Source organism: Alteromonas sp. RW2A1 (genome assembly GCF_001886475.1).
GTDB classification, from domain to species: domain Bacteria; phylum Pseudomonadota; class Gammaproteobacteria; order Enterobacterales; family Alteromonadaceae; genus Alteromonas; species Alteromonas hispanica.
On sequence record NZ_CP018031.1, the window covers coordinates 3,637,501 to 3,661,303 of the forward strand.

Annotated in this window: 19 protein-coding genes (1 of these 19 cut by a window edge); 2 read left to right on the top strand and 17 right to left on the bottom strand. The window is 40.3% G+C overall.

Annotated features, from left to right (window positions below):
- A protein-coding gene (locus BM528_RS16035) for a hypothetical protein (RefSeq protein ID WP_442855889.1) crosses the window boundary here: on the top strand, positions 1 to 575 show its 3' portion. 268 nt of this gene lie to the left of the window's left edge; the window shows 575 of its 843 coding nt (coding positions 269-843); its start codon lies beyond the left edge, outside the window; its stop codon occupies positions 573 to 575.
- Positions 576 to 718: 143 nt separating this feature from the next.
- Here BM528_RS16035 and BM528_RS16040 read toward each other — a convergent pair whose 3' ends face one another.
- From BM528_RS16040 to BM528_RS16050, 3 genes are all read right to left on the bottom strand, one after another.
- Positions 719 to 2,074, bottom strand: coding sequence for a TolC family protein (locus BM528_RS16040; protein ID WP_442855915.1), 1,356 nt, complete (start codon positions 2,072 to 2,074; stop codon positions 719 to 721).
- A 92-nt stretch (positions 2,075 to 2,166) separates the two neighbouring features.
- The gene (locus BM528_RS16045) at positions 2,167 to 3,216 is read right to left on the bottom strand and encodes an HlyD family secretion protein (protein ID WP_071980700.1); all 1,050 of its coding nucleotides are present in this window, start codon (positions 3,214 to 3,216) and stop codon (positions 2,167 to 2,169) included.
- Positions 3,217 to 4,926 carry an ABC transporter transmembrane domain-containing protein gene (locus tag BM528_RS16050; protein WP_071980701.1) on the bottom strand — a complete coding sequence of 570 codons (1,710 nt, stop codon included), beginning with the start codon at positions 4,924 to 4,926 and terminating at the stop codon, positions 3,217 to 3,219.
- 158 nt (positions 4,927 to 5,084) lie between these two features.
- Between BM528_RS16050 and BM528_RS16055 the strand changes: the two genes are divergently transcribed.
- Positions 5,085 to 5,978, top strand: a complete 894-nt coding sequence (locus BM528_RS16055; protein WP_071980702.1) for a LysR family transcriptional regulator — start codon at positions 5,085 to 5,087, stop codon at positions 5,976 to 5,978.
- 45 nt (positions 5,979 to 6,023) lie between these two features.
- Here BM528_RS16055 and BM528_RS16060 read toward each other — a convergent pair whose 3' ends face one another.
- The 14 genes from BM528_RS16060 to BM528_RS16135 all read right to left on the bottom strand — a co-directional run bounded on the left by BM528_RS16060 (position 6,024) and on the right by BM528_RS16135 (position 23,612).
- Positions 6,024 to 6,206, bottom strand: a complete 183-nt coding sequence (locus tag BM528_RS16060; RefSeq protein WP_071980703.1) for a hypothetical protein — start codon at positions 6,204 to 6,206, stop codon at positions 6,024 to 6,026.
- Between the two features lie 327 nt (positions 6,207 to 6,533).
- A protein-coding gene (locus BM528_RS16065) for an IS3 family transposase (protein ID WP_442855890.1) occupies positions 6,534 to 7,645 on the bottom strand; the annotation gives its coding sequence in 2 pieces (ribosomal slippage) (positions 6,534 to 7,384 and positions 7,384 to 7,645; 1,113 coding nt in all).
- Positions 7,646 to 7,830: 185 nt separating this feature from the next.
- A complete protein-coding gene (locus BM528_RS16075; protein ID WP_071980705.1) occupies positions 7,831 to 8,121 on the bottom strand; it encodes an IS3 family transposase in 291 nt (96 codons plus the stop codon).
- Between the two features lie 64 nt (positions 8,122 to 8,185).
- A complete protein-coding gene (locus tag BM528_RS16080; protein ID WP_071980706.1) occupies positions 8,186 to 9,262 on the bottom strand; it encodes a glycosyltransferase in 1,077 nt (358 codons plus the stop codon).
- A gap of 1,174 nt (positions 9,263 to 10,436) precedes the next feature.
- On the bottom strand, positions 10,437 to 11,333 hold the full coding sequence (locus tag BM528_RS16090; RefSeq protein ID WP_198033572.1) for a glycosyltransferase family 2 protein: 897 nt from the start codon (positions 11,331 to 11,333) through the stop codon (positions 10,437 to 10,439).
- A 41-nt stretch (positions 11,334 to 11,374) separates the two neighbouring features.
- Positions 11,375 to 12,670 carry an oligosaccharide flippase family protein gene (locus BM528_RS16095; protein WP_071980709.1) on the bottom strand — a complete coding sequence of 432 codons (1,296 nt, stop codon included), beginning with the start codon at positions 12,668 to 12,670 and terminating at the stop codon, positions 11,375 to 11,377.
- A complete protein-coding gene (locus BM528_RS16100; protein ID WP_071980710.1) occupies positions 12,657 to 13,706 on the bottom strand; it encodes a TDP-N-acetylfucosamine:lipid II N-acetylfucosaminyltransferase in 1,050 nt (349 codons plus the stop codon). The genes BM528_RS16095 and BM528_RS16100 overlap by 14 nt, the downstream gene beginning before the upstream one ends.
- A complete protein-coding gene (locus tag BM528_RS16105) occupies positions 13,703 to 14,440 on the bottom strand; it encodes a dTDP-4-amino-4,6-dideoxyglucose formyltransferase (RefSeq protein WP_071980711.1) in 738 nt (245 codons plus the stop codon). The genes BM528_RS16100 and BM528_RS16105 overlap by 4 nt, the downstream gene beginning before the upstream one ends.
- Positions 14,437 to 15,519 (bottom strand): DegT/DnrJ/EryC1/StrS family aminotransferase, encoded by a 1,083-nt coding sequence (locus BM528_RS16110; RefSeq protein WP_083595317.1) that lies wholly within the window; start codon positions 15,517 to 15,519, stop codon positions 14,437 to 14,439. The genes BM528_RS16105 and BM528_RS16110 overlap by 4 nt, the downstream gene beginning before the upstream one ends.
- A gap of 3 nt (positions 15,520 to 15,522) precedes the next feature.
- On the bottom strand, positions 15,523 to 16,398 hold the full coding sequence (gene rfbA / locus BM528_RS16115) for a glucose-1-phosphate thymidylyltransferase RfbA (protein WP_071980713.1): 876 nt from the start codon (positions 16,396 to 16,398) through the stop codon (positions 15,523 to 15,525).
- Between the two features lie 15 nt (positions 16,399 to 16,413).
- Positions 16,414 to 17,487 (bottom strand): dTDP-glucose 4,6-dehydratase, encoded by a 1,074-nt coding sequence (gene rfbB / locus BM528_RS16120; protein WP_071980714.1) that lies wholly within the window; start codon positions 17,485 to 17,487, stop codon positions 16,414 to 16,416.
- Positions 17,488 to 18,006: 519 nt separating this feature from the next.
- Positions 18,007 to 19,014, bottom strand: coding sequence for a Wzz/FepE/Etk N-terminal domain-containing protein (locus tag BM528_RS16125; protein WP_083595318.1), 1,008 nt, complete (start codon positions 19,012 to 19,014; stop codon positions 18,007 to 18,009).
- Positions 19,015 to 19,092: 78 nt separating this feature from the next.
- Entirely contained in the window at positions 19,093 to 21,936 is a 2,844-nt protein-coding gene (locus BM528_RS16130) for an SLBB domain-containing protein (protein WP_198033573.1), read from the bottom strand.
- A gap of 269 nt (positions 21,937 to 22,205) precedes the next feature.
- Positions 22,206 to 23,612 carry a mannose-1-phosphate guanylyltransferase/mannose-6-phosphate isomerase gene (locus BM528_RS16135; RefSeq protein WP_071980715.1) on the bottom strand — a complete coding sequence of 469 codons (1,407 nt, stop codon included), beginning with the start codon at positions 23,610 to 23,612 and terminating at the stop codon, positions 22,206 to 22,208.
- Between the last annotated feature and the right edge of the window lie 191 nt (positions 23,613 to 23,803).

Genomic DNA, 23,803 nt, shown 5'->3' on the forward strand with positions numbered 1-23,803 from the left:
ACGCAGTATCTGTAGTGGATATTGCACTAGACACCTACCCTGAAAAATACCGCGAAATTATCTTTGCCGCTATCTCAGCACAGCCATCATCCACAGAAGAGATTGTTAAATTGGCGATTGAGAAAGAGGTAAGCAGCTGCCCTAACATTGTTAAGTTAGCTATTACCGCAGAACCCACGTATGTGGATTTTGTAGTACACGCTGCTGCAATGGCAACGCCAGAGGAACTCGATGAAATAGTACGGGTAGCAGTGCTAACCCAACCAGATTCTGCCGATAGTATTGTACAAACACTATCTCAAGAGCACCCAAACAAAATTGTTGAAATAATGACAAGTGCACTCAATGCTGTACCATTCGTTGGCGAATATGTAGTAGACGCGTTATTAGCGGTGTTCCCCAATAAAGCAGAAAAAGTAGTAGAAACTGCAGTTCGCGAGTCTTCGCAGCAACGTGAGCACGTTATGCGTATTTTAAATACAGCGAACAATTCTGGTGTCTCGAAAATAAAGCTTAAAGAGTATGCCCAATCTGCGGGATTAAGCGAGAGTGACTTCGCGAGTGCGGTTAAGTAGTAAGATGATTAACTGATTAGATGATGGTGTGGACTAACTCAATTAGTGAGAGAAGTTAGTGCTCAAGAAAACCGAAAAGCCTAGTAGAAGATTTTTACTAGGCTTTTTTAGTTGTAGGTCGTAAGGTATTACTTCAACATCAATCATTGCATGTCATAAAGCATAGCGGCTTCTTTATAAAGCATTAACTCTGCCTTCAATAAATCTACCTTTGCTTTAATCTCTTTAATTTGAGCTTTTATTTCATTTTGTACCCGCGCATTCAATACAAACATGTCGCTGTCTCCGGCATCAAAGCGGGTTCTCTCTACCTGTGATAAACGTCTAGCCAGCGACGCATTTTGACTTTGCAGCTCTGCAATGTCTTTCGCCTGTGTCCAAAATACATAGGCTTGCTCAAAGCGTTGGGTTATCGACTGCTGTATTGAGGTAAACTTGTGTCCCAGCTCTCTTTGTTTTGATAGCAATTGAGAACGTTCCGCCTTAGCCTTTCTGTTACCCAATGGGTAGGAAAAAGAAAGGCCAAGTTTCGTTTCTGTTCCCTCTAGCGTTTCTGAACCTGCCCCCACATCACGAGCAATAGACGCCTGCAAATCTAACTTTGGCAGTAACGCATTATTTGCCAATGCAGTTTTATTTTGTACCACCCGCTGCTCTAACTGTAATACATCGAGCTCGGGGTGTTGCTTTAATGCCTTTCGCAATGCAATAAGCTGTGCATCGCCTACCCAAAATGGCCATTCAATGTTATTCGGAGGAGTATCAGCATTGAACGACAGCATGTCGCCTTGCGGTGAGCGCCAGTAAAAAGACAGCATTTGTGCGTGAGAGTCTCGCTTTTGAGTGAGCTCAGCAAGCAGCAATCGCTGCTGCATCAGGTTTGCCTGAAACTCTACCAATACAATATCTGCTAAGTCGCCCTTTTCCACCCGCGTACTTAATGCTTTCTCACGCTGCTGCGCTGTAGCAAGTAAGTTTTGTACCGCTTTTATTTGCAACGCGCTTTCATACCACGATATGTACTCGTTCACGCCTTTATAAATAAAACTGTTGATCATACTCGTAGCTTGAGCTTCCCACTGTGCAGTGGCTAACCCCGCGTTGCGAAGCTCTGTTCTGCGCTTATCTATTTCGCGGTTTTGCAACAACGACATGGCAACGCCAATACTAGCTTCGCCGGCAGACAATGTATCGTAATCACCTTCATAGGCCGGAAAGTCGCCACCGGCAATACGGTATTCTGTAAACACATTGGCGTTATAATCTTCAACCGGATTGGTAAAGCGCTGCGTTAAATTTGTGCCGTCGTAATAACCGCTTACTCTGCTTTTGGTTTTTTGCTCAATGAAGGGATCGAAGTTGCTGCGCGCAATCTCTAGCTCTGCCGCAGCCTGATAATTCCCTTCATTAATAGCAAGTACATAAGGATGATAGCGGGTCATGCTTTCAATGAAGTCATTGATGCTGGGCGCGGGCACTTTACTCGAGCTATTCTCCATTGCATTTGCGCATGTACTAGCTATACCGCTAAACATGAATGCGTAAACGGCAGCTTTAACCACCTTTTTCACAAAAAACCTTTTCGTATTTATCATAACCGACCGCTTCCTTTATCACTTGCGGTAGTTTTTGGCTGCGTTGTGGGCTTAGGAGGGAAATTATTGAGCTGACGCCACAGTTCATAACCCAATCGCACTTCTTCTAATAAAATCCATGCTCTTACCTGACTCCCCAAGCGGGCTGAGCTTTCGGCAGGCCAAGCAATATCATCCTCATCGGGCTTTATCCATACCTGAAAATCGCCGGTTGTGCTCGCTACTGGCTCTACGTAAACAACTTCACCACCGAAGGTGCCTATAGCTGCACCCGGCCAGCCACTAAACTGAAAGACCGGCCAGCCATCAAATTGAATACGCGCTTTAGCCCCGGGCGTTACTAAGGGAGCATCTAGCCCTCTTACCGTGACACGCACACTTCGCTTGGCATCTGCGGGAATAAACTGCCCTAAAATGTCGCCCGACTTTACAAAGGTAGAAACCCCACCTGACAACAGCCTAACAACCGTACCATCAACCGGAGCCACTTTTGTCTGCGTTGACTGTCTTGATAAGGTCATACTTACATCGTTGATTTCTGTTATCGATGCCGCTGCTTTTGCTCTAAGCTCTTCCACTTTTATCTGCGCGTTCTCTACCTCTTTTCGAGATACCAGCCCCTGCTTTTCAAGACTGATTTGCCGTCTTAAGTTATTTTCTGCATTTCTAACCGCAGTCTCATTCGCTTGATTTTTCAAGTTTGCGGCGGCTAATTGCGACTCTAATTTTTCTAAGCGCTGAGCGTCTATGTCGATAAGCGTCACAATAGGCTCGCCAGCTTTTACCTGCTGCCCTTCTCTCACGTGCCATTTTTTAACTTGGCCATCAACCAAGGCATTAATAGGCTGCATGCGATCTTCGGGGTCGAGAGAGTCTACCATTCCAGTGCCATACGCCGTTTGGATCCAAGGCGTAAAGTACAAAATAAAACAAGAAGCAATGATCAAAAAGCCTATAATACCGCACACCACTTTGTGTAGCTTAGGTACACGCATAGCGGGCAGCGACTTCATGTTGTCTAAAAAACGGCTTTCAGTATTGTTCATTTAGCTGCCCTCCTTGTCTTTACTTTCCGACATCTGACTATCTGCAGCGCCTTGGTCGCTCTGCTCGTACATTGTTACCTCTACATCATCATGTAGGTGCAGCAAACCTGTTGCGCACTGAGACAAAGGCGTATTAGTAAAATACAGTACCGTAAAATCGTGGCTTTTCAGTCTTTCGAGCAAACGTATTCTCAAATCTGGCGGAATGGCATCAAAGTGCTGGTTCAAAATAAGAATTTGAGGTTTGGCAATAATAGCGGCAGCTAGCTTTAATAATAAAAACTCTAGTGGTTGCAGCGGCGCACCAAGCACAGACACTTGGGTTTGTAAGCCCTCTGGCAATGCATCAATTATCGAGACTAACTCAACCTCTTCTAAAGCCTTGCGAATATCAGCTTGAGTTGCTTTTGGCTGAGCGAGTTTCAAGTAACGCTCAATCGAAACTTCAATAATAAGCGAGCGATCGAGAATAGTGACGGCCTGTCTAAGCTCGTGAATATCGTAATCATTCAAACTCAGGTTATCTATTGTAATCTCACCCGTGCGCACTGGTTCGTAGCGCTTTAATAAACCAAGAAGCTCTCGCTGCACCCAGCTTTTGTCTGTAGTAACAAAGTATTGTGAGCCAGGCTCCAAAGTAACGTCTATATTGCAATGATCATTACCATATTTGAGTTGGAGCTTGTTAAACACCAGCTTCGAAGACTCTGGAATATGTTCCGCATCTGAATGCATCGACTCTTGGGGAATAGACAAAGCATTGCCCAGCTTTTCAGCCGCACCGTATAGCTCGTAATACAACTTCAGATATTGAGTGAAACGAGATAGCCCTAAGAAAACCGACGACATAACTAACTCTGCAGCCACCAGCTGGCCAATGGACAACTGCCCTTGCACAACCAACACGCCGCCAATACCTAGTAAAGACGCACTCGCTACTGCATAAAGTAGTAAAAACATCACCACTTGAGAAAAGGTGTAATGAAAGTGATTTTTATGCTTTTGAATATAGTTGCTGATCAAGGCTTCGGTGCTCTTGCCAGCATATTCGACATGATCTGCCGACTTGAAAAACTCGTGAGCACTGGCGATATCGTGCAGCCATTTTGCAGAGTTATATTTGGCTGTAGAAAGTTCGATAGCCGTGCGCTTTGCTCCGCGCCCCCAAATTTTCCACACCGCATACATGACAAGGATAAGAATAACGTTAAACGCTAATAAGGTAGGATGATAAAACGAGACCAGCGTAAAGCCCACCAGCATTTGTAGCACTAGCGCAAAACCATCGACCATGAGTGAGGGAATGTTTTTCTGCAGAATCATGATGTCGAAATAACGCTGCGTAATGCTGATATTTTGACGGCCTTCGAAATAGCTATGCGGCGCCATTATTGTGCGAAGGCCTAAATCTGAGGTTAAGCGGGCATACACTTTTCGCTCATAGTATTCCATTATTCGGGTGCGCAAGGCACTGAACACCCCAGAGGTAAATAAGGTGAGAAACAATACTATGGCCAATATAACCACGGCTCGCGTAGAGCCAATGTTTGCGATGCTGTTTATTAATGTTTGGACCGCAATAGGTACTGCTAGTGTTAACAAACCAATTGCAATGCCGTAGGCAATAGCCACAGAAAAGAAGCTAGCTTCAGGCTTTAACAACGAAAACAGCGTTTTACGCGTTTGACGCAGATTAATTACTTTTCCCATAATAGTATCTTCAATATACCCGCAAGCTCATTTTTTACAGTGTAATTTAATATTTAATAAGATTAAATCTGTTATATTCTTCTAACTTCATCGACAAAACCTTAGTTGTATAACTAATTATTACAACTAACGCTTAGCGTTCCCAAAAAGCGGTTTATATGCACCATTTAAATTATCATCATCTTTACTATTTCTATCTAGTCGCGCGGGAAGGCAGTATTGCGAAAGCAGCAAAACTTCTCCATGTCACCCCTCAAACAGTAAGTGGGCAGCTAAGTACGTTCGAAAACCAGTTAGGCTATTCCCTATTCGATAGAATAAACAAGCGCCTGTATCTGAACGCCAAGGGAAAATTGAGCTATCAGTATGCCAGTGAAATATTTCACAAAGGCAACCAACTCGCTGAAATTCTCAATACAAACGACGAAGTCAATACGAAAGAGTTCGTCATAGGTATTACTAATGGCGTACCAAAGGTGCTCTTTTTTGACTTTGTACACCATACCATGCGCCAGTTTGCGAATGTAAAGTATGTCATAAAAGAAGATAGCTTTGATGTATTATTAAAAGAATTAGCGATTAATGCGGTAGATTTTATAATGGCGGATAGAGGTATAGCGCCGGGAACACAGGTAAATGCAAACAGCTATTTCCTTGGAGAAAGTTCGTTAAGCTTTTTTGCTAAACAGCCACTTGGTAATGATCAGCGTTTCCCAGAATGCTTAAACCACATGCCGCTATTAATGCAAGGTAACACCTCAGGTATAAGGCATGCGCTAACCAGCTGGCTTGAAGCAGAGCAACTTTATCCAAAAATTGTGGCCGAATTCGATGATAGTGCACTATTAAAGCTATTTGGCAGTGAAAATTTTGGTGTATTTTGTGCGCCTTCAGCAATAGCCGATCATGTAGAAGCGCAATACAACGTACACTGCATTGGTAAAGCAGATAGTTTGAGCGAGCGTTACTATGCGATAACAGGCAAAAGCCGAGCAGAGTACACACTAAGCGAGCATATTGTAGAAACGGCAAGAGGCCTGTTCACACGCTAATGTGGTTTACTTAAGCACGCTGTTTTAGGCCGCCGAATCTAGCTTTTAGCCTTTGCACTTTTCAATACAGAGCTCAACTTGCGCTTCACCATAGCGGTCATCGAGTGATTTGTGCGCTTCGTCCCTTACTTTTGCCCAGTCGAAACGCCCACGCCCAATATACGCATGCTCAGCAAGTGCCTCAACAGCCTCGAAACACCCACCTTCCACCATTTGTTCTACTATCATTGAAGTTATCCTGCTCTTCAAACCGGCTTTTTAAATCATAAACAAATAATATCCTATTCACCGTATAACAGCCTTTGAACTTGGGTATCGCGCTATCACAATTTGTATGTTGGCCGATAACATTGCCTACAACGGCCTGCTGGTGAACTACCCAGCGACATCGCTTCTGATCACTGGGCTTCCACAGTCTAGCTTTGAGCTAAGCTGCTTCTCTTTTCTCAGATCCACAATCCAACTTCGATAGCTCGAAGACTTTCATTTTAGTCACTTTGACAGACTGGGGGGATCAATCAATAGGATCCAAGAGATCACTGAAAATAAATATATTTAGCTGTCAATAGGGCCCTGCTGAACGGTTACCTGCTGAACGGTTACAGCTGCCGGAGGCAGGTTACCGAGACTTTCATGTGTTCTTCCTTCGTTATAATCCAGTCGCCAGAACCAGGCCATTTCTCTTACTTGATTGAGATTTTCAAACAAGTAAGCATCCAGAAACTCTCTGCGGAATGAACCGTTAAAGCGTTCAACAAAGCCATTTTGCTGTGGTTTACCTGGCTGGATATATACCAGTTCAATATTATTGGTTTCACACCAATCTGTTAGCGTCGCCGAAATTAGCTCTGGGCCATTATCCATACGCAGCTGAGTTGGTAATCCTCGCTCAGCCTTAAGTTGTTCTAACACGCGTACGACACGGCCAGCGGGCAAAGACGTATCGACCTCTATAGCAAGGCATTCCCTCGTGCCTTCATCCACCACATTCAGTGTTCTGAACCGTTTGCCGCAATATAACGTGTCATGCATAAAGTCCAACGCCCATTGATGATTAGCCTGATCCAGCACTTCCAGTGGCTGGGCTATTCGCTTGGGCAGTACCCGTTTAGTTCTGCGCCGCAGGTTCAATCCCATTTGGCAGTAAACACGATAGACGCGCTTGTGGTTGAAGGGAAAGCCTTTGAACCGCATTCGGCCAAAACACTTCCAGAAGCCCGCTCGTGGCGACTTCTCCAAAACCGCATTGATGGCATCAATGACAGCAGCATCCGCTTTGCGCCAGTCTCTCTCTGGAAGATAAAAGGTCGCACGGCCAATACCAACAAACAGACAGGCCTTTACGATACTTAGTCCCGCATCAACTAGGATGCTGACGCACTCTCGTTTCTCTGCTGTCACCAACCCTTTTTTGCGACAAGCTCCTTAATGGCATTATTTTCTAAGCTGACATCTGCAAACATCTTTTTAAGCTTGGCATTTTCTTCTTCAAGCTCTTTCAATCGTTTGACGTCAGACGCTTCCATGCCGCCGTACTTGGACTTCCAATTGTAATAGGTTGCGCTGCTGATACCGTGTTGACGGCAGACTTCCTCAACCTTCATACCTGCATCAACTTCTTTTAACACCCCAATAATCTGAGATTCTGTATATCGTGATTTTTTCATAGTCGTCTCCTGCATTAATCATTGCAGAAAACTCCAATTAAGTCTGTCTCAGTTTAGGGGAAGTGGACACTCGTCTTCTAACTGTCGCTTTGATTTCGGTTTATCCACCCATGCATAAAAACCACTTCGTTGTATAGAGGGTGCTTCACACATGAGTTTTATTGGGAAATTCTTGAACCTGGCCTTTATGAACGCGTATTTTTCTTTGACTCGCCCGCGAAAAATACGGTGGCTTCCTTTAGGATGTCGCGTTCCATTATTACGCGTTTAAGCTCTTTTTCTAGCTGCTTAATTCGGTCGGATTGTTCTTGAGATTGCCTATGTTCTTCACTATCTGGGCCGTAAGCTTTTATCCAGTTATACAGCGAACTGCTAGTAACTCCCAGCCTCTCAGACACGCTCGCCACCGAATAACCTTGGTCAGTAACTTGTTTAACGGCTTGTATTTTAAATTCTTCTGTAAATGGCTGAGACATCTTTTCTCCTTAGTACACATAATTATAAAGCAATTAAGTGTCTAGAGAAGTCTGGTCGATTCACTCACACTTTTTTTAACCTCGTTTCGATTTCATTTAAGAATGAAAAAGTCTTATTTGATATGGAGAAATTTTCCAACGCATAGGCACGACTAGTTCTCTTCAACTCTTTTAAAATTATTGGATTTTCGTACAAAAACTCAATCTTGCTAACAATTGACAAAAAATTATTCTTATCAAATCTATAACCATTTACATTATTCAGAACAGCATCACTACAACCAGGGACATCATAAACTAGTGCTGGAATTCCGGATGCGTTTGCCTCCATCACACAAACTGGGAATCCCTCTCTTTTTGAAGGAAGCAGAAGCAAATCGGAGTGGCTGTAATGATTACTCACATCAGGCACATAACCCGTGAATAAAATACTATCTGAAAACTCGCTTTTTAAACTCTCTATATCACCAGCACTAATTGAACTAGGATTATCTTTATAAACATCACCAACAACTGTAAGGGTAAGCTTAACGCCGCGTTCTCTTAGTTTTCTAAATACACTTATAACGTCGTAAATTCCTTTATCTTTTATAAGACGCCCAACATAAATTAAATTGTTTGACTGACCTTCAGATTGTTCAAAACTAGCTAATTCAACTCCTATACCGCCCATAACAAAATCTTTAGGCTTGCCCAAAGACTGACGTTCATCATTATTACAAAATACTCTAACGACATTGTTCCTTGTAATTAAGTAACGTATAACTTTGCGCGCAAGACGTCGTTCAGTAAAAAAAGAACCTAACCCTTCAATAGACACGACTAGTTTTTTATTAAATGGTAATAATGTGATAAAGGTAAGTGCATACGTGCTGATAAAATGACATATATATGTATTATTTTTAAATAATCTCAAATATAAGATTCGTAAATTCATAATCAGATAGGTGTACGCGAAATTATTACTGGGAACATAAGGAATAACAACACCTAAATCTCTGAGTTTTATTTTTGAATCCTCGCAGTCATTAGGAGCTAGCACTGTAACTTTGTTTTTTTTTGCAATTAATTCAACTAAGTAATTTCTGCGGAAAACATAAGTTGTTTTGAGAGAATTTTGAATGACACAGTAATCAGCCACATCGCCTCCTTTTAGAAAAAAGATCAATAAAAACAAACACAATCAGAAAATAAATATACTTAAATTTTGTCCCGAAATAATAGCTATAAAACATCATTAAAAAACAAAATAAGATATAGGTTGCTAAGAATATATGTAGGAGTGAATTTCTTTTATATACTTTCAGGTAGATAAGAGAGGGAACATAGAAACCTAACACGCAATATAATGAAAAAACCTCTATTAACTCTTTCAACCCCGTGCTCATATTATATTTTGGATTTAAAAGAAAACCGCCGACTAAAAAGTTTTCAAAATCGGTTTCCGGCAAAAATCCGAATATAGCATTGTACGGAAAAACAATTGGCACAGGTTGCAACTCGAGTGAATAAAATAAATTGTAATAATTAGGTAACACGTAAGTGAAGATAACAAAAGGATCAAAATCTTCATGTCCCCCTCTGACAAAATAAGAAAAGAAAGAAAAAAAGATTATAAAGAAGACGCAAAGTGTAAGAAACTTGAACCTAACTTTATCAAAACCAACCAAGCAAACATAAAAAAGAAGAGGAAAAAATATTGCGTCAAACACTGTGTATTTAATTCCATGTAAAAAAGAACCGAAAAAAACTGTGACTCCTAACAGAATATCTATTCTCTTTAAGCTACCTATATGTTTTTTTATTACTAAAAGTATTAGGGCCGGTACATGTAAAAAGTATAAATAATTAATATACCACTGCATTCCAAACTTTCTTTCGTACTCTCTAGGAGACTCGAACAATAGTGAAACAGAAAAACCTACATGACTAAAATTAATAAAAAGCCCAACAAGTGACAGCATACTCAGCAAATAAAAAAAACTGCTTATTTTTCTTGTATCATATAAGCTCGAAATGTGGGGAGTTCTGAAGTCTAATGAATTATTTTTTACAATGCTACTTACTAAAAAAGCAGCGGGATAGCTAGCGCTTATAATTAGCAGCCATGTCCAACTGATCCAGGTAAACTTGAACTCGTCGAAATAAAACCAATTATTTCCCAACCCCGTGTTGAAATGTAAAGGGAAAAAAGCCAAGAAAATAAAAAAAGGGCTAGATACATAAAAAGCGACCTTATTATCTGACTTATCAAGAAGAAAAGATAATGAAACAGCCGATAAAGTGAAAAGCAAATAAAGAACGTTTTCCGGCATCTACCTGAGCCTTTTGTATAAAAAAACCGTGGCCTTACAGCAAACCTTGATAGGATTAAGCCTAAGTTCAAATATTAAACAGAGCCATTTTAGAAGAGAATGTGTTTTGAGTGAAGGCCCAAATAACTGAACAACTATAAAATTTGCCTGTACATCATTTTTGTAGCTTTTAAGGTACTTTCTCAAGAAAGTTTTGGAACGCTCTATGGTCCAACCTTTGTTTTTGATGGAATCTTGGCTATCTTTGACATATATATTTGTATATATATTTATTTTGCGGAATTTAGCTTTTGCGCTTTTTAGACATACTAACAGCTGATAATCCTGATGACGTAATAAATCAGGATCAAAACCTCCAGATTTTTGAAATAACTCCTTACTCATCATCAAGGTAGACGTCTGAAATACAAGTTTACTTGTTAGGCCGCCAAATAATGCAAGTATTGGATCATCAACTATCTCAACCTCTCCACTGATAGGTAACTCTTCGTTAATGATTTTAGTATGAAGCTTTCTTCCATTTTTTATCGTCTGTATTTTTGATAATGAAGTTATAACGATATCCTGTTCGAGATATTGGATCTGTTTTTCGAGCTTATCAGGAAGCCACTGGTCATCTGAGTCAATGAAACAAATTACATCGCCTTTAGAGTGTTGGACCCCATAATTACGAGCAATTGCGCCATTACCTTTATTTGGTAATCTCAGCAATTTAATATGCTCACTTTCATAGCTATCAACTAAATTTGAGAGCTCGTCGAAGTCGTCGGAAAAATCGTCAACGATAATTAGCTCATAACTTGTAAATGTCTGTGAAAGCACACTGTCAATACTAGTTTTTACCCTCGATGCACGATTAAAGATGGGCATTACTATACTTACAAAACTCTTATCCATTTTCATACCTACAAACTTTAAATTAAGGGCCAACGAAAAGCTTAATATGCTTTTAAAGCAATGTAAAAAAAATAAATTACTAATATCTGGAAAATGATAGGCAGGGCAACCTGAAAATAACCTTTAATTCCATCAATTAGTAAAAGCGACCCTGTAACCACACAGGAAACTAATGCCATAAAAATTGAGATAAAAATAAACCCGACAATAATGTCATTTATTTCCGAATCTAAGAAAAACAATACTATTAAGACACCAGCCATATTCATCAAATTCCAAATTATACCAATATGCGGTTTAGCACGAATTAGCCATAGTGTACTCAAACTTGCACACGTATATCTGATCAACAGCCATACCGTTATTAATAAAATGGGAACAAGCTCGATAAAATCCTTTCTAAACAATGTAGTAATGATTATTTCATAATAAAAAACAAAAATTAATAAAGTAAAAACATTCAAGAAATTAAATAGCCCATAAAATTGTATATACTTGCGTCTGAGGGTTTGCACATCATTTAAACTCTTAACCAAATATGGATAGTAAAAGCGGTTTAGAGTAAGAAAGATAGTGTCTACAATTTGCATCAAGAATGTCTTTATGACTGAATAAGCACCACTTATATCATCGCCTACTAACTTAACAAGTATCAAAACATCTAAGTTCCTTGTAAAGTAAGTAATTAGTAAGTCAATAGACTGCACAAACGAGAAGTTTGTTATTTTTTTTAACTTCTTATTACTGAAGTTAGGAAATACAAACGCTACTGGTGTTGAGATACTGATATAGCCAATAAAAAGTGAGATTGAAAGAACTAAAGTACCTATAGCAAGAGACCACACACCATAACCATTTATCGCGAGCGTAACTACGAAAATAAAAGAAACGCTTCTAGCAGTAATATCGACTAGAGCAACCGACTTCATATTTAAAGCCGTTTGTAATATAGACTTATAACATCTTGCGATAGTAAAAAATGGTATTGATAATGAGACAACAATTAATAAAGGTACCAAATCATCGTTATCATAAAAAGAAGCTATGGGAAACGACGCAATAACTAGGAAAAACATCAAAAAGATGGCAATTAACAAAGCCAACGACATCACCTGTTTTAAATCATCTTTGCTCATGTCAGCAAAAGTTATGATTGCATTACCAACGCCGCCCTCAGCCAATTGAAGGCAAAATCCCACAAAAATAGTTACTACTGCAAAAACTGCGAAATCACTAGCATCTAGATATTTAGTTGTCACAGACAACTGCAACAGGATTATAACTGAAGTAAAAAGGCTATTTGTTGCGGACCAGCCAAGATTTTTAATCAAGTTCATTTAAAAAATCTTTCCAAGAATCGCTTAAAATTGCCTCTGAATAGCTAGCTCTAAAAATGTTGTAATTAGTTAGAAGTTGGACCTCATCGTATTTAGTTAGCTCCCCCAAGGAGGAGGCGCTTAATTCACTGGTTCTACCTAATTCAATACCCTTACTTTTAAACTCTGTATATGTTGAAGAGTGTTCATTTATATAGATCTTCTTTCTTGATAAAAGAAAATAATAGATATTAAATAAACCTTGCTGCCTTGAGTGGTCGAAGATTAATATATCTATGTCTTGTAGCAAAGAAAAATAATCGTTTTGGTCCATAACCTTAAGCAGCGGTTTAAATTTTTCGCCGAATATTTTATTACCTAAAGCCACAACTTCATGTACATAGCCCTCATCACCTCCATAGCTGAGAGGACAAATTATCTCAATCTTTTGGTTATTAAATCTTGCTAACTTTTTCAATATTCCAATATGGTTATTTGTAACGGCACCTGAATTACCTAGCAAAATTTTTATGCTAGCGTCTTTGCCACTTGACCTTCTTTGAGAGTTTTCTGCTAATGACTCTACATTAGGATCAAGTGGATAAGGAATAACCTTAATTTCATTATGTTTTGTTAGTTTCCAAATGACTTTTGCATCACCAGCATTTAAAGCTATTATAGCCCTAAAGTGCTTTATACAAATAAATTTAAAAAACTTAAAAATCAGATTTTTAAGTTTGTTAGAAATAGTTTTCGATTGTAAATAAATATCAGCTCCCCAAGCGACCCATACGATATTCCGATAAATTTTCGTTTGGAATATGTAAAGCCACAGTCTTACATCCCACAGACCATGCACTAAAATGAAGCGTATATCGCCATGACTTAAATCGAGTTTATGAGGTAAGTTTTCAACCTGAAGTGAAGTGGAGTTTAAGGAATAAATACTATTATGTTTGAAGACATAGAATTCAGCATTTTTATCAATGTTTTTAAAAAATGTGACTAGTGCTCTAAAATGGTGGGGTGTATAATTGAAAATATGAACATTTTTCACTCTGATTCATCCTTAGAGAGAATGATTTGGACATAAACTTTTTTGCCAAAATCATCTAAATAGTAAGCGTTTTTATGCTCTCCATGTGTCAAGGCTCTTAACAGATCAATGTGCTCGCGAAGTGTACCCTCAGAATTTCTGTTTAGTCTACAAAGTTCCTTAAAATCACTGACACCGTTGTAATTGCCACTGTTTGATGCAGGAAATGACTGATAATTGTTAAAGACGATATTACTGAAGTTTTCTTCTAACAACTCTTTTTCTGCATGTTGGACTTTATTGTACACAGCTAAACTCGTATCTGATTCTTCAATAAAAACCTCTTTTTGATAAATTATATTACCATCATCAATATTTTCATTCATTTCATGAATTGTGCAGCCGACTGGTAGCTTATTTATTATTGAAAATACTTGGGGATACCATCCTCTATTGTAGGGATTTAAACCAGGGTGCACATTTATACAACGAACGTTTTCAACTAATGAACGAGGAAAAATTTGTTTACAATGGGCTGAAATCACTAAATCGTAACATTTGATGATATTTGAAATTGTATTCTCTTTTTTTACATCAATTGGCTCCATATCTAGACGTTGTAAACTAGATGGATTTTTATTGACTACACTATAGCAATAATCAATCAAGAATTTATCTTTTATAGAAGTAGTTTCCATCTGTTTAATAAATTTGACCAATTCAAAGTTGTCCGATATGACTAATATGCGCTTCATTTTGACATCGCCTTATTTATTACATTACACACAGTTAAAACATTTTCATGAGTTAAGTGATAGTGGAGTGGAAGGCAAAATATCCCTTCAGATACCTCTTGGCTATTTAAGCAACCAAAACTCTTTAGTTCTGGAAATGCCAAGTCTAAAGATGGAGTGAAATACCGGCGATATTGAATATTGTTAGTTTTGAGGGCTTGTAGGACGCACTCTTGTTTTTTTAAACTACTGATGAATATAGGCATATATGAACCATTTAAGGTTGCCTTTTCATGCCATTTTGGAAGTGTAACGATATCCTTCAAGTTTTTAATGTAAGTGTTAAATAATGCTGCACGATGTGAAATTATGTCATCGATTTCATCAAGAAGCGTGAGGCCCACCGCACACTGATATTCGCTGAGTTTCGCATTAATACCTGGTTTCCCAAGAGTTCCATCCCCTTTAATTCCAAAATTAATCAATTGCTTTGCTTTATCAAAATCAGATTTATTCTTGAATATAATAGCGCCACCTTCGATAGTGTGAAACACCTTTGTAGCATGGAAACTTAATGTACTCGCATGACCAAAGTTGAGTACTGACTTGGTACCGACATCTACACCAAAGGCATGCGAAGCATCGTATATTATCTTTTTATTATACTTTTTAGCGATACTCTCAATACCTTCAACATTACATGGATTCCCATAGACATGTGTTGCAACAATTCCATGGTATTTATTATCTCTAGATAATGCCATATCAAGTTCAGTTACACACATATTAAAACTATTAGGACTGATATCACAAAAAGCGGTATCCACGCCTTGCCATAAAAGAGAGCTTGTTGTGGCGACAAAACTAAAGGGAGTCGTAATTGCCGACTCTATGTCCAACGTTCTACATGCTACTTGAATCGCCAATGTCCCGTTAGAAACGAGTAATAAATTTTTTACACCAAGATATTTCTCTAAACGCTCCGTCAGAAGCTGGTGTAGCGGACCAAAGTTTGTATACCAGCCACTCTCGTTTACTTGCGCTAAATATTCGGTTAATTTTTTTAGATCCGGAGCGAGCGGTTTATTGAGTGCTATCATAATTTAGTCTTTAATTATATCCATCAAATACTTACCATAGCTATTTTTTAAAAACGGTTTTGCTAGATGAGTAATTTGTTCTTTATTTAACCATGCATTATTAAATGAGATCTCTTCTAAGCAGGCTATCTTATAGCCCTGACGTTTTTCGATAGTTTCGACAAACTGCGCGGCCTCTAATAAGCTTTCATGGGTACCGGTGTCTAGCCAAGCAAAACCACGACCTAGTATTTCTACATTGAGCTTACCTTGCTCTAGATACATTTCGTTTAGAGAGGTAATTTCAAGTTCTCCGCGGCTTGATGGCTCTACTTTCTTTGCAAGTTCGACTACAGAATTATCGTAAAAATATAAACCCGTTACAGCAAAGTGTGACTTTGGCTCTTTAGGTTTCTCCTCAATCGAAATCGCCTTTAAATCTTCGTTAAACTCGACCACGCCAAAACGTTCAGGGTCTTTTACTTGATAACCAAAAACGGTAGCTCCGTGCCCTTTTTTAGCATTTTCTACAGCGTGCTTTAGCTTAGGTGTAAAGCCTTGACCATAAAATATATTATCGCCTAGTACCAGGCACACGTTATCATCGCCTATAAACTCTTCACCTAAAATAAACGCCTGCGCTAATCCATCAGGATTCTGCTGTACCGAATAACTAAGTTTAATACCGAAACGTGAGCCATCACCCAATAGGCGTCTAAATGAGCTGCTATCTTCTGGAGTTGTAATAATTAAAATTTCTTTGATACCTGCCAACATCAATATTGACAGTGGATAATAAACCATCGGCTTATCATAGATTGGTAATAATTGCTTAGATACGCCCATCGTAATTGGGTATAACCGAGTACCAGTTCCCCCAGCTAATATTATGCCTTTCATAAAATGTCCCTTTAATTATGATTTAATATCACCTAAGCTTTCGCGCTTATATGAACCATTTTGAACGTTTTTACACCAACTCAGATTCTCTAAATACCACTTAACCGTTTTAAGCAGCCCTGTCTCGAAAGTTTCTTCTGGTGTCCATCCAAGCTCTTTTTTAATTTTTGAAGAGTCAATTGCGTAGCGTCTGTCGTGACCGGGGCGGTCTGTCACATAAGTAATTTGATCCGCGTATTTTGTTTCCTTTGGCATTAAAATATCTAAAATACTACAAATACTCCGAACGACTTCAATATTTTGCTTTTCATTGTGACCGCCAATATTATACGTCTCACCTACTATGCCTTCTGTTACTACTTTGTAAAGTGCGCGTGCGTGATCTTCTACATATAACCAATCGCGAATCTGGTCGCCTTTTCCATATATAGGTAAGTTCTTGCCTTCAATAGCATTTAAAATAACAAGCGGTATTAACTTCTCAGGAAAGTGGTAAGGGCCATAATTATTTGAGCAATTAGTGATAATTGTAGGTAATCCATAAGTCCGTGACCAAGCTCGGACTAAATGGTCACTAGATGCTTTACTGGCTGAATAAGGACTACTTGGCGCATAAGATGTTTGCTCGGTAAACAAAGGTAGATTTTTCGCTTGCTCATCTGGATGTGGTAAATCTCCATACACTTCATCAGTCGAAATATGGTGAAACCTAAATGATTCCTTTGATGATGTAGCTAAACCATCCCAGTAAGCACGAGAAGCTTCTAGTAAGTTATATGTACCTACTATGTTTGTCTGAATAAAATCATCAGGGCCTGTTATGGAGCGGTCTACATGGCTCTCGGCTGCTAAATGCATCACAGCATTAGGCTCATGTAATTCGAAGATGCGGTCCAATTCATGCCGATTACAGATGTTAACGTGTTCGAAAAAATAACGGCCGGACTTTTCAGCATTAGGGAGAGATTCTAAGTTTCCCGCATACGTTAACGCATCAAGATTTATAACACTATTCCCGGTGTTTGACAGTATGTGACGAATAACAGCGCTTCCAATGAAGCCTGCGCCACCAGTTACTAATATTTTCACAAACTTTGCCTCAATATTTTTGGAGATAATCTTTGGACTAGCTGGCTTTGCACAGCCAAGAATATAATTTATTTCAAAAAATGAACCAGTAACTTTATTGCATACTTTTTATAAAATAAGATTACTTTGCGGTAGCTTCTTGCTTTTACTTTGTTCAAAAAGCGAACTGCTGTACTGATCCCAACAAAACTTTTTGCACGCCGGTTATTGTTTATTCGCCTAGCATATTAACATCCAAGAACGCAGTATTAATTTCTAGAGCCGTTGACCCAAGCTTAAACAAAAAGCCTTTAACTTGGTGAATGTTCCAAAACGCTGTTCTTTTGCCGAGTAGTGAAAAACCAATAATGATCAGCCCTGAACGCAAGTTAATTTTTTAACGGTTTAAAAATCCAAACTTGTTAAGCTATCCGTCATAGCTCATTCCCTTACCGATTTTTGTAAGCGGCCTCTAACAGGAGCACGCCTTGAATTTAGCGCTCATGCTCAAGAACAGCAGCGGCGCTGTCATACCCGAGCTTACTCTACAAGAAGTGAAACGTAATTTTTATGCTTCCGCATAAAATGCCTTATAAACACCAGAACTACACTTAATATGCCACCTAACATTGTGCCTAATACGACAATAAGTGCCCGCTTAGGCTTAGACTTTTCTTCCGGTACTAATGCAGCGTCAATGGTTTTAAACACATATTCATCACGCACTTTTGCGAACATAATTGTTTTAGTTTGCTCTTCAATTAACTTGTAAAGCACTTCGCGTATGTCTGCAATTTCCGTCTGTTGTAATTGCTGCTGCAAAAATTCCGTGCTCCTTTTTGCCTCTGCTACTTCCCTTTCTTTCATCGTTTGATTTATATCTTCAACTAACCAATTTACCCACTGCTGGGCAATATAAGGGGAAACATGCTGCACTGATAACGTAACCATCCCTGTTTCTTTGTCAGTACTTGCGCTCATCGCTTTGCTAAACGCTTTATAAGCCTCTTGCATGGATGGCTGCGGTTTGAAAGGCGCTTTTACTTCTCGTATCCATTCATTATTTTCGCTGTTAAACAACTCATCGTCGTAAACCACCCTATTTGCCTGCATGCTCCATGATTCCGCAGCCATAAGGTTCGGCAGAATATTGTGCTTTTGAATAAACGAGCTGGTAAACTGGCGAGACTTTAATACTTCTATCGCCAGCTGGGACTTGTTGCTAACCCCACCACCTAAATTGACTCCGGCCAAACTCGCCAAGCCGCCAAACTGCCCAGCTAAACTTGCAAGCCCTCCAGCCCCTTCTTGTTCAGCAGGTGCAAGCAAGGCTTCTGACCTGTAAACGTTAGGTTGGTTTATTGCGTAAATTACAGCAACAAATGCAAATAGTGCTGTTACTAACATAATAACGAGCTTACCCGCCCAAATAACGGTAACCAGCTCGCGCAGGTCAATTTCATCCTCTGTAGTATTCACAGATTGGAGTGGCTCGTTGGTTTGCACTATATCGTTTGTTTTATTCGTGCTGCTTTTATTATGTTCCATAAAGTCTCATAAAGTAATTACCAAGCCTACATCGCACCTAAACGATGGTTAGTTTTATAACTGAGTTGGCAATATAAGTTAAAATGTGTTTATCCCATTAAGCGCTGCAACAGCAATCGCAGTATTATAAAGAATCCCCGTAGCTGTGCTCCACAAGCTCAAGCTGTCTCGATACTCTGTGTCTAGCGGCACAACAATGGTATCGCCAGGCGCTAATCGACTTTCTAGTGAATACCAATTGAAAGTGCTTGGCTGATATACTGAACCGTTTGCTCGTACTACATAAACTCGAGAGTCGTCTGCACGCGCCTTCAAGCCTCCAGAACGAGAGAGATAGTCACTTATATCAACATTCGGGTCGTATATGTGAGAGGTTGGGTACTGTACCTCACCTAATACAGTCACGCTTTGCGATATTTTGGGCACATAAAGCGCGTCGCCAGCATTTAGCGCTAGATCAAGCGATTCTTCGCCTGCTATTAATGCAGGGAGATCGATTACCAAACGGCCTACAGCATCTGTTGTGGCTAATCTATCCTTTAAGCGATTTGCTTCAGTGGCAGAGAGGCTTTGCACATCATCGCTTTTATCAACACTTAGCGAAGCTATTTCGTTTTCAAGTTCTTTTGATAGACGTTCAATTTGTTCTTGTTCACGTATCTTAAGTGATTCGCGAGTAAAAATTGCACCATCTGCAAAAGCAAGTTCGGTTAGCCCGCCGGCACGATGTATTACCGAACTCAGGGTTTCGCCCTCTTGCAGCACGTAAGTGCCAGGAAATTTGACTTCACCTGCTAGTTTGATTGTACGGCGCTCCCTCCATTCTGGAATGCGCTTTATCAATAATGAGTCTAAAGGCTGAAGTTTAACCTCATCGCTTAGCGATACTCGCTGATGGGTTAATGCAGCTGTAGATGTGTCGTTGGTTTCAAAGCGCGTTAGCTCTGCATCAAGCATATAACTTGAATCGTTAAGGCCGCCAGCAAGCGCTATGAGGGTTTGTTGGGTCATACCCTCAACAAAGGGGTAAATACCAGGAAAGCGAACATCGCCACTAATTGTAATTAACTGCTGCGTGAAGCCTTTAGCTGACTGCTGTGCAAGTTCATCTACTAGGTCTTCAATTAACTCATCACGCGGATTATCTTTATCAAATACATATAAGCGGTCTAGTGGATGCAGCTTTTCGCTGTTAGTAGTGCTTATATCAATATATTTAAGTTCGGTTTTAAACGTTTCTTGATTAAGTCGAGCCACTAATACAAAGTTTAATTCTGCATCTTGGGTGTAACCCATTGCTGCACGAAGTGCGTTACTTGCCGTAGAGTTTTCGCTTAAAGGGTAAGTACCCGGGTTTCTTACTGCGCCTTTTACTGTAACTACTTTTGGTGGCTCTGCTAAGCTAGTCTGCTCTTTTAACTGGCTTATAACTGGCTGCAGGCGCTCAGCTCGTTCCGGCTTGCGGCTGAATACATACACAGTGTCTTTTGCACTGAGCGTTAAGTCTTGCGAAGAATCTTGCTGCGTGAGGTATTGTGAATAATTAACATCGTAGGCTGTTATAGCACCCGTTAAAGGGTCTTCACGGGTAACAAGAACGTAATTTAAATCGGGCTGTGTTTTAAAATCGTGTATATCGCGCAGTAACGAGCTTAAACGCATGCCCTCTTGCCAACCGTAAACGCCAGGGCGAGCAACGTGCCCTAACAGGGTTACGCTATTTTCTAATGCATCTAATGTTGAACTTACGGCAACAATATCACCGTTTTGTATTTTATTTTCTTTGTTATTGTTAAGGTTAACGTTAATAACTTGGCTTAAGCCTTTTGCTGTTATTCGCTGCAGTTTAACAATGCTGCTGTATGCATTAGGTAGCAGGCCGCCTGCAAGCTTTACAACATCGCGTACCGTTTCCTCACCATCTAACTCGTAAATAGCAGGGCGAGGCACTGCACCTTTTACTGATACACTTTTACCCTTTGTAGGAATAAATACTACGTCGCCTGCGATTAAGCTTACATCACCGCTGGTATCGCCTTTAAGAAGCAGGTCGTACAAGTCAAGATTTGCTACTACGTTGCCGTTGCGTTTCACTTCTATATTGCGCAGCGAGCCAATATCGTTCACCCCACCTGCCGCAAAAATAGCTTGGGTAACGGTAGATAAAGAGCTAATTGTATAAGAAGCGGGCTTATAAGCTTCACCCAATACAAAAACGCGTATAGAGCGCAATTCGCCCATTGTTATGTTACTGCGAACACCAATAATACGGTTGCTTATTTCAGCGCTTAGCTCTTCACGAACGTTTGCAAACGTATGGCCAACTACCGAGTAAGGGCCTAATTTGGGTATTTCAATATCGCCTTGGCGATTTACCGTAAGTGAATAGTCTTGTGATTCTTTGCCGTATATTTGAATGCGCAGCGTATCGCCAGGGCCCAGAACGTATTCGCTGGGTACCGGCACGTCTGAAACTGGGGCAAATGTGCTTGGCTCTCCAGCAAACAGTTGGTAGCCAAATGGTTTAAGGTCATCTGATTTTTGCTGCTTGAAGAAGTCGTTTGTTACTTTTTCGCTATTTGTGCTTTCTTCAGTTTCGTTGGGCTGAGCGTCTCTGTTCTCGGTTTCTGCGTCGGTTTGCGTTGTCATCATAGAGTTATCTAACTCTGCATCGCTCCTGCGAGTAGTACCTCTTTCACCTACAAGTTCGTTAAGCGTAGGTGACGGTGCCACAGTGCTTCCTGCGGAACCTTGAGTAAGTGATGATAAATCGACGCCGTATTGCTTAGCCAGCGCTTCTTGTTGCGCCCTTGGTAACTTGCTAAACATTTCGATTTGTTCGGGAGTGGGGTTGGCCGCAGAAACTGCCGAAGCCATGGTCATTGACACTAATGAAGCAATGAGTAAACACACTTTTTTCACATTTAATCCCTTTTTCTTTTGCGGAATTACCACAACGAGCTTTCCGAGCAAATCGACCGTATGCCGACCGTATGTTTTCGGAGGCCGCATTCTACCTATTAAAACCTGAAATTTCCAACCGTTAATAATTAAAATTCAAGTGGATCACAATTTTCTAGATTACGAATCAACTTGTGGAGTAGGAAGCTTTGTAAGAAGAAATTAAGGTAAGCATAGGCTTTATAACTATGCTTACCTTTACAGTAGATTTGAATGAGTTTACTCGATGGCTATTTGGCTACACGCCCATACCTATCAGAAAACCTGACAATATCGTCTTCACCCAAGTAAGCACCAGACTGCACTTCAATAAGCTCTAGTGGTATCTTACCCGGATTTTCAAGTGCGTGAACTGCACCTATCGGAATATAGACTGACTGATTTTCAGTAACCAACGTGGTCTTTTCATCAATAGTCACATTGGCACTGCCCGACACTACAATCCAGTGCTCGGCGCGGTGGTGATGCATTTGAACTGAAAGCTTTTCACCAGGCTTAACCGTGATGCGTTTTACCTGGAAGCGTGAACCGCTGTCTATAGAGTCGTAGCTTCCCCACGGGCGGAATACTTCGCGATGGAATTCAAACTCTGGGCGCTTTTCGGCTTTTAGTTTGTTTACTACCGTTTTAATGCTTTGCGCATCGTCTTTATGGGCCACCATTACGGCGTCTTTCGTTTCTACAACTATTACGTCTTCTAGCCCGATCACAGAGACCAAACGCTGCTCTGCATTTACGTAGCTATTTTTGGTGTTTTCTAAAATAGTGTCGCCGACTGTCGCGTTGCCGTTTTCGTCTTTTTCAGCCGTTTCCCATAGGGATGTCCAACTGCCTACGTCGCTCCAACCTGCGTCTAATGGAACCATAACTGCACTATCGGTTTTTTCCATAACGGTGTAGTCGATAGAGTCGTCTGGGCAGGTTGCAAATATATCGTGATCTACGCGGATAAAGTCTAAATCTGGCGTTTCGGTATCGATGGCACGCTTACATACATCTAGCATTTCGGGATTATATTTAGCAAGCTCCTCTAGGTATCGGCTGGCCTTGAACATAAACATGCCGCTATTCCAAAAATAACTTCCGGAATCTACATACTCTTTGGCTGTTTCAAGCGCTGGCTTCTCAACAAACTCGGCGACTTCGAACCCATCACCTAATTCGCTGCCTGCCTTAATATAACCATAACCGGTGTGGGGCTGATCTGGAACAATACCAAAAGTAACAAGCTTACCTTCTTCGGCTAATTTCTCTGCCTTTCCAATCGCATCGTGAAATGCTTGGTTATCCTGAATTAAGTGGTCTGCCGCTAACACTAGCAAAACAGGGTCTTCACCATTAATTGTGGCATGTAGCGCGGCTAAGGCAATTGCAGGGGCCGTATTTCTGCCTACAGGCTCTAGCAGTATGCCGCCATGATGAATATCTTTTTGGCGCAGCTGTTCTGCTACCAAAAAGCGATGTGCATCATTACAAATGAAAATTGGGCTTTGTACTTTAGTGCCCTTTAAGCGAGTAATGGTCTCTTGCAGCATAGTGCTGTCTGATGTAAGCGACAAAAACTGCTTTGGAAGTGCGGCACGCGACTTTGGCCATAAACGGCTACCAGAGCCGCCAGCTAATACCACTGGTTTCATTGTAATATCCTTGATGAGTGAGTGTTATGCCCACTTCCTGAAATTTGAACGTATTTAAGGAGTATACAAAGGTTTACATTGCTATTAAATGGCAAATAGCGGAAATGATGGGTTTGGGGTAAAACAATTTGTCAAACAAGAAGGAGAAAACAAACGCGCGATAATAAAAAGGCCCTTGAGCTTGTACACTC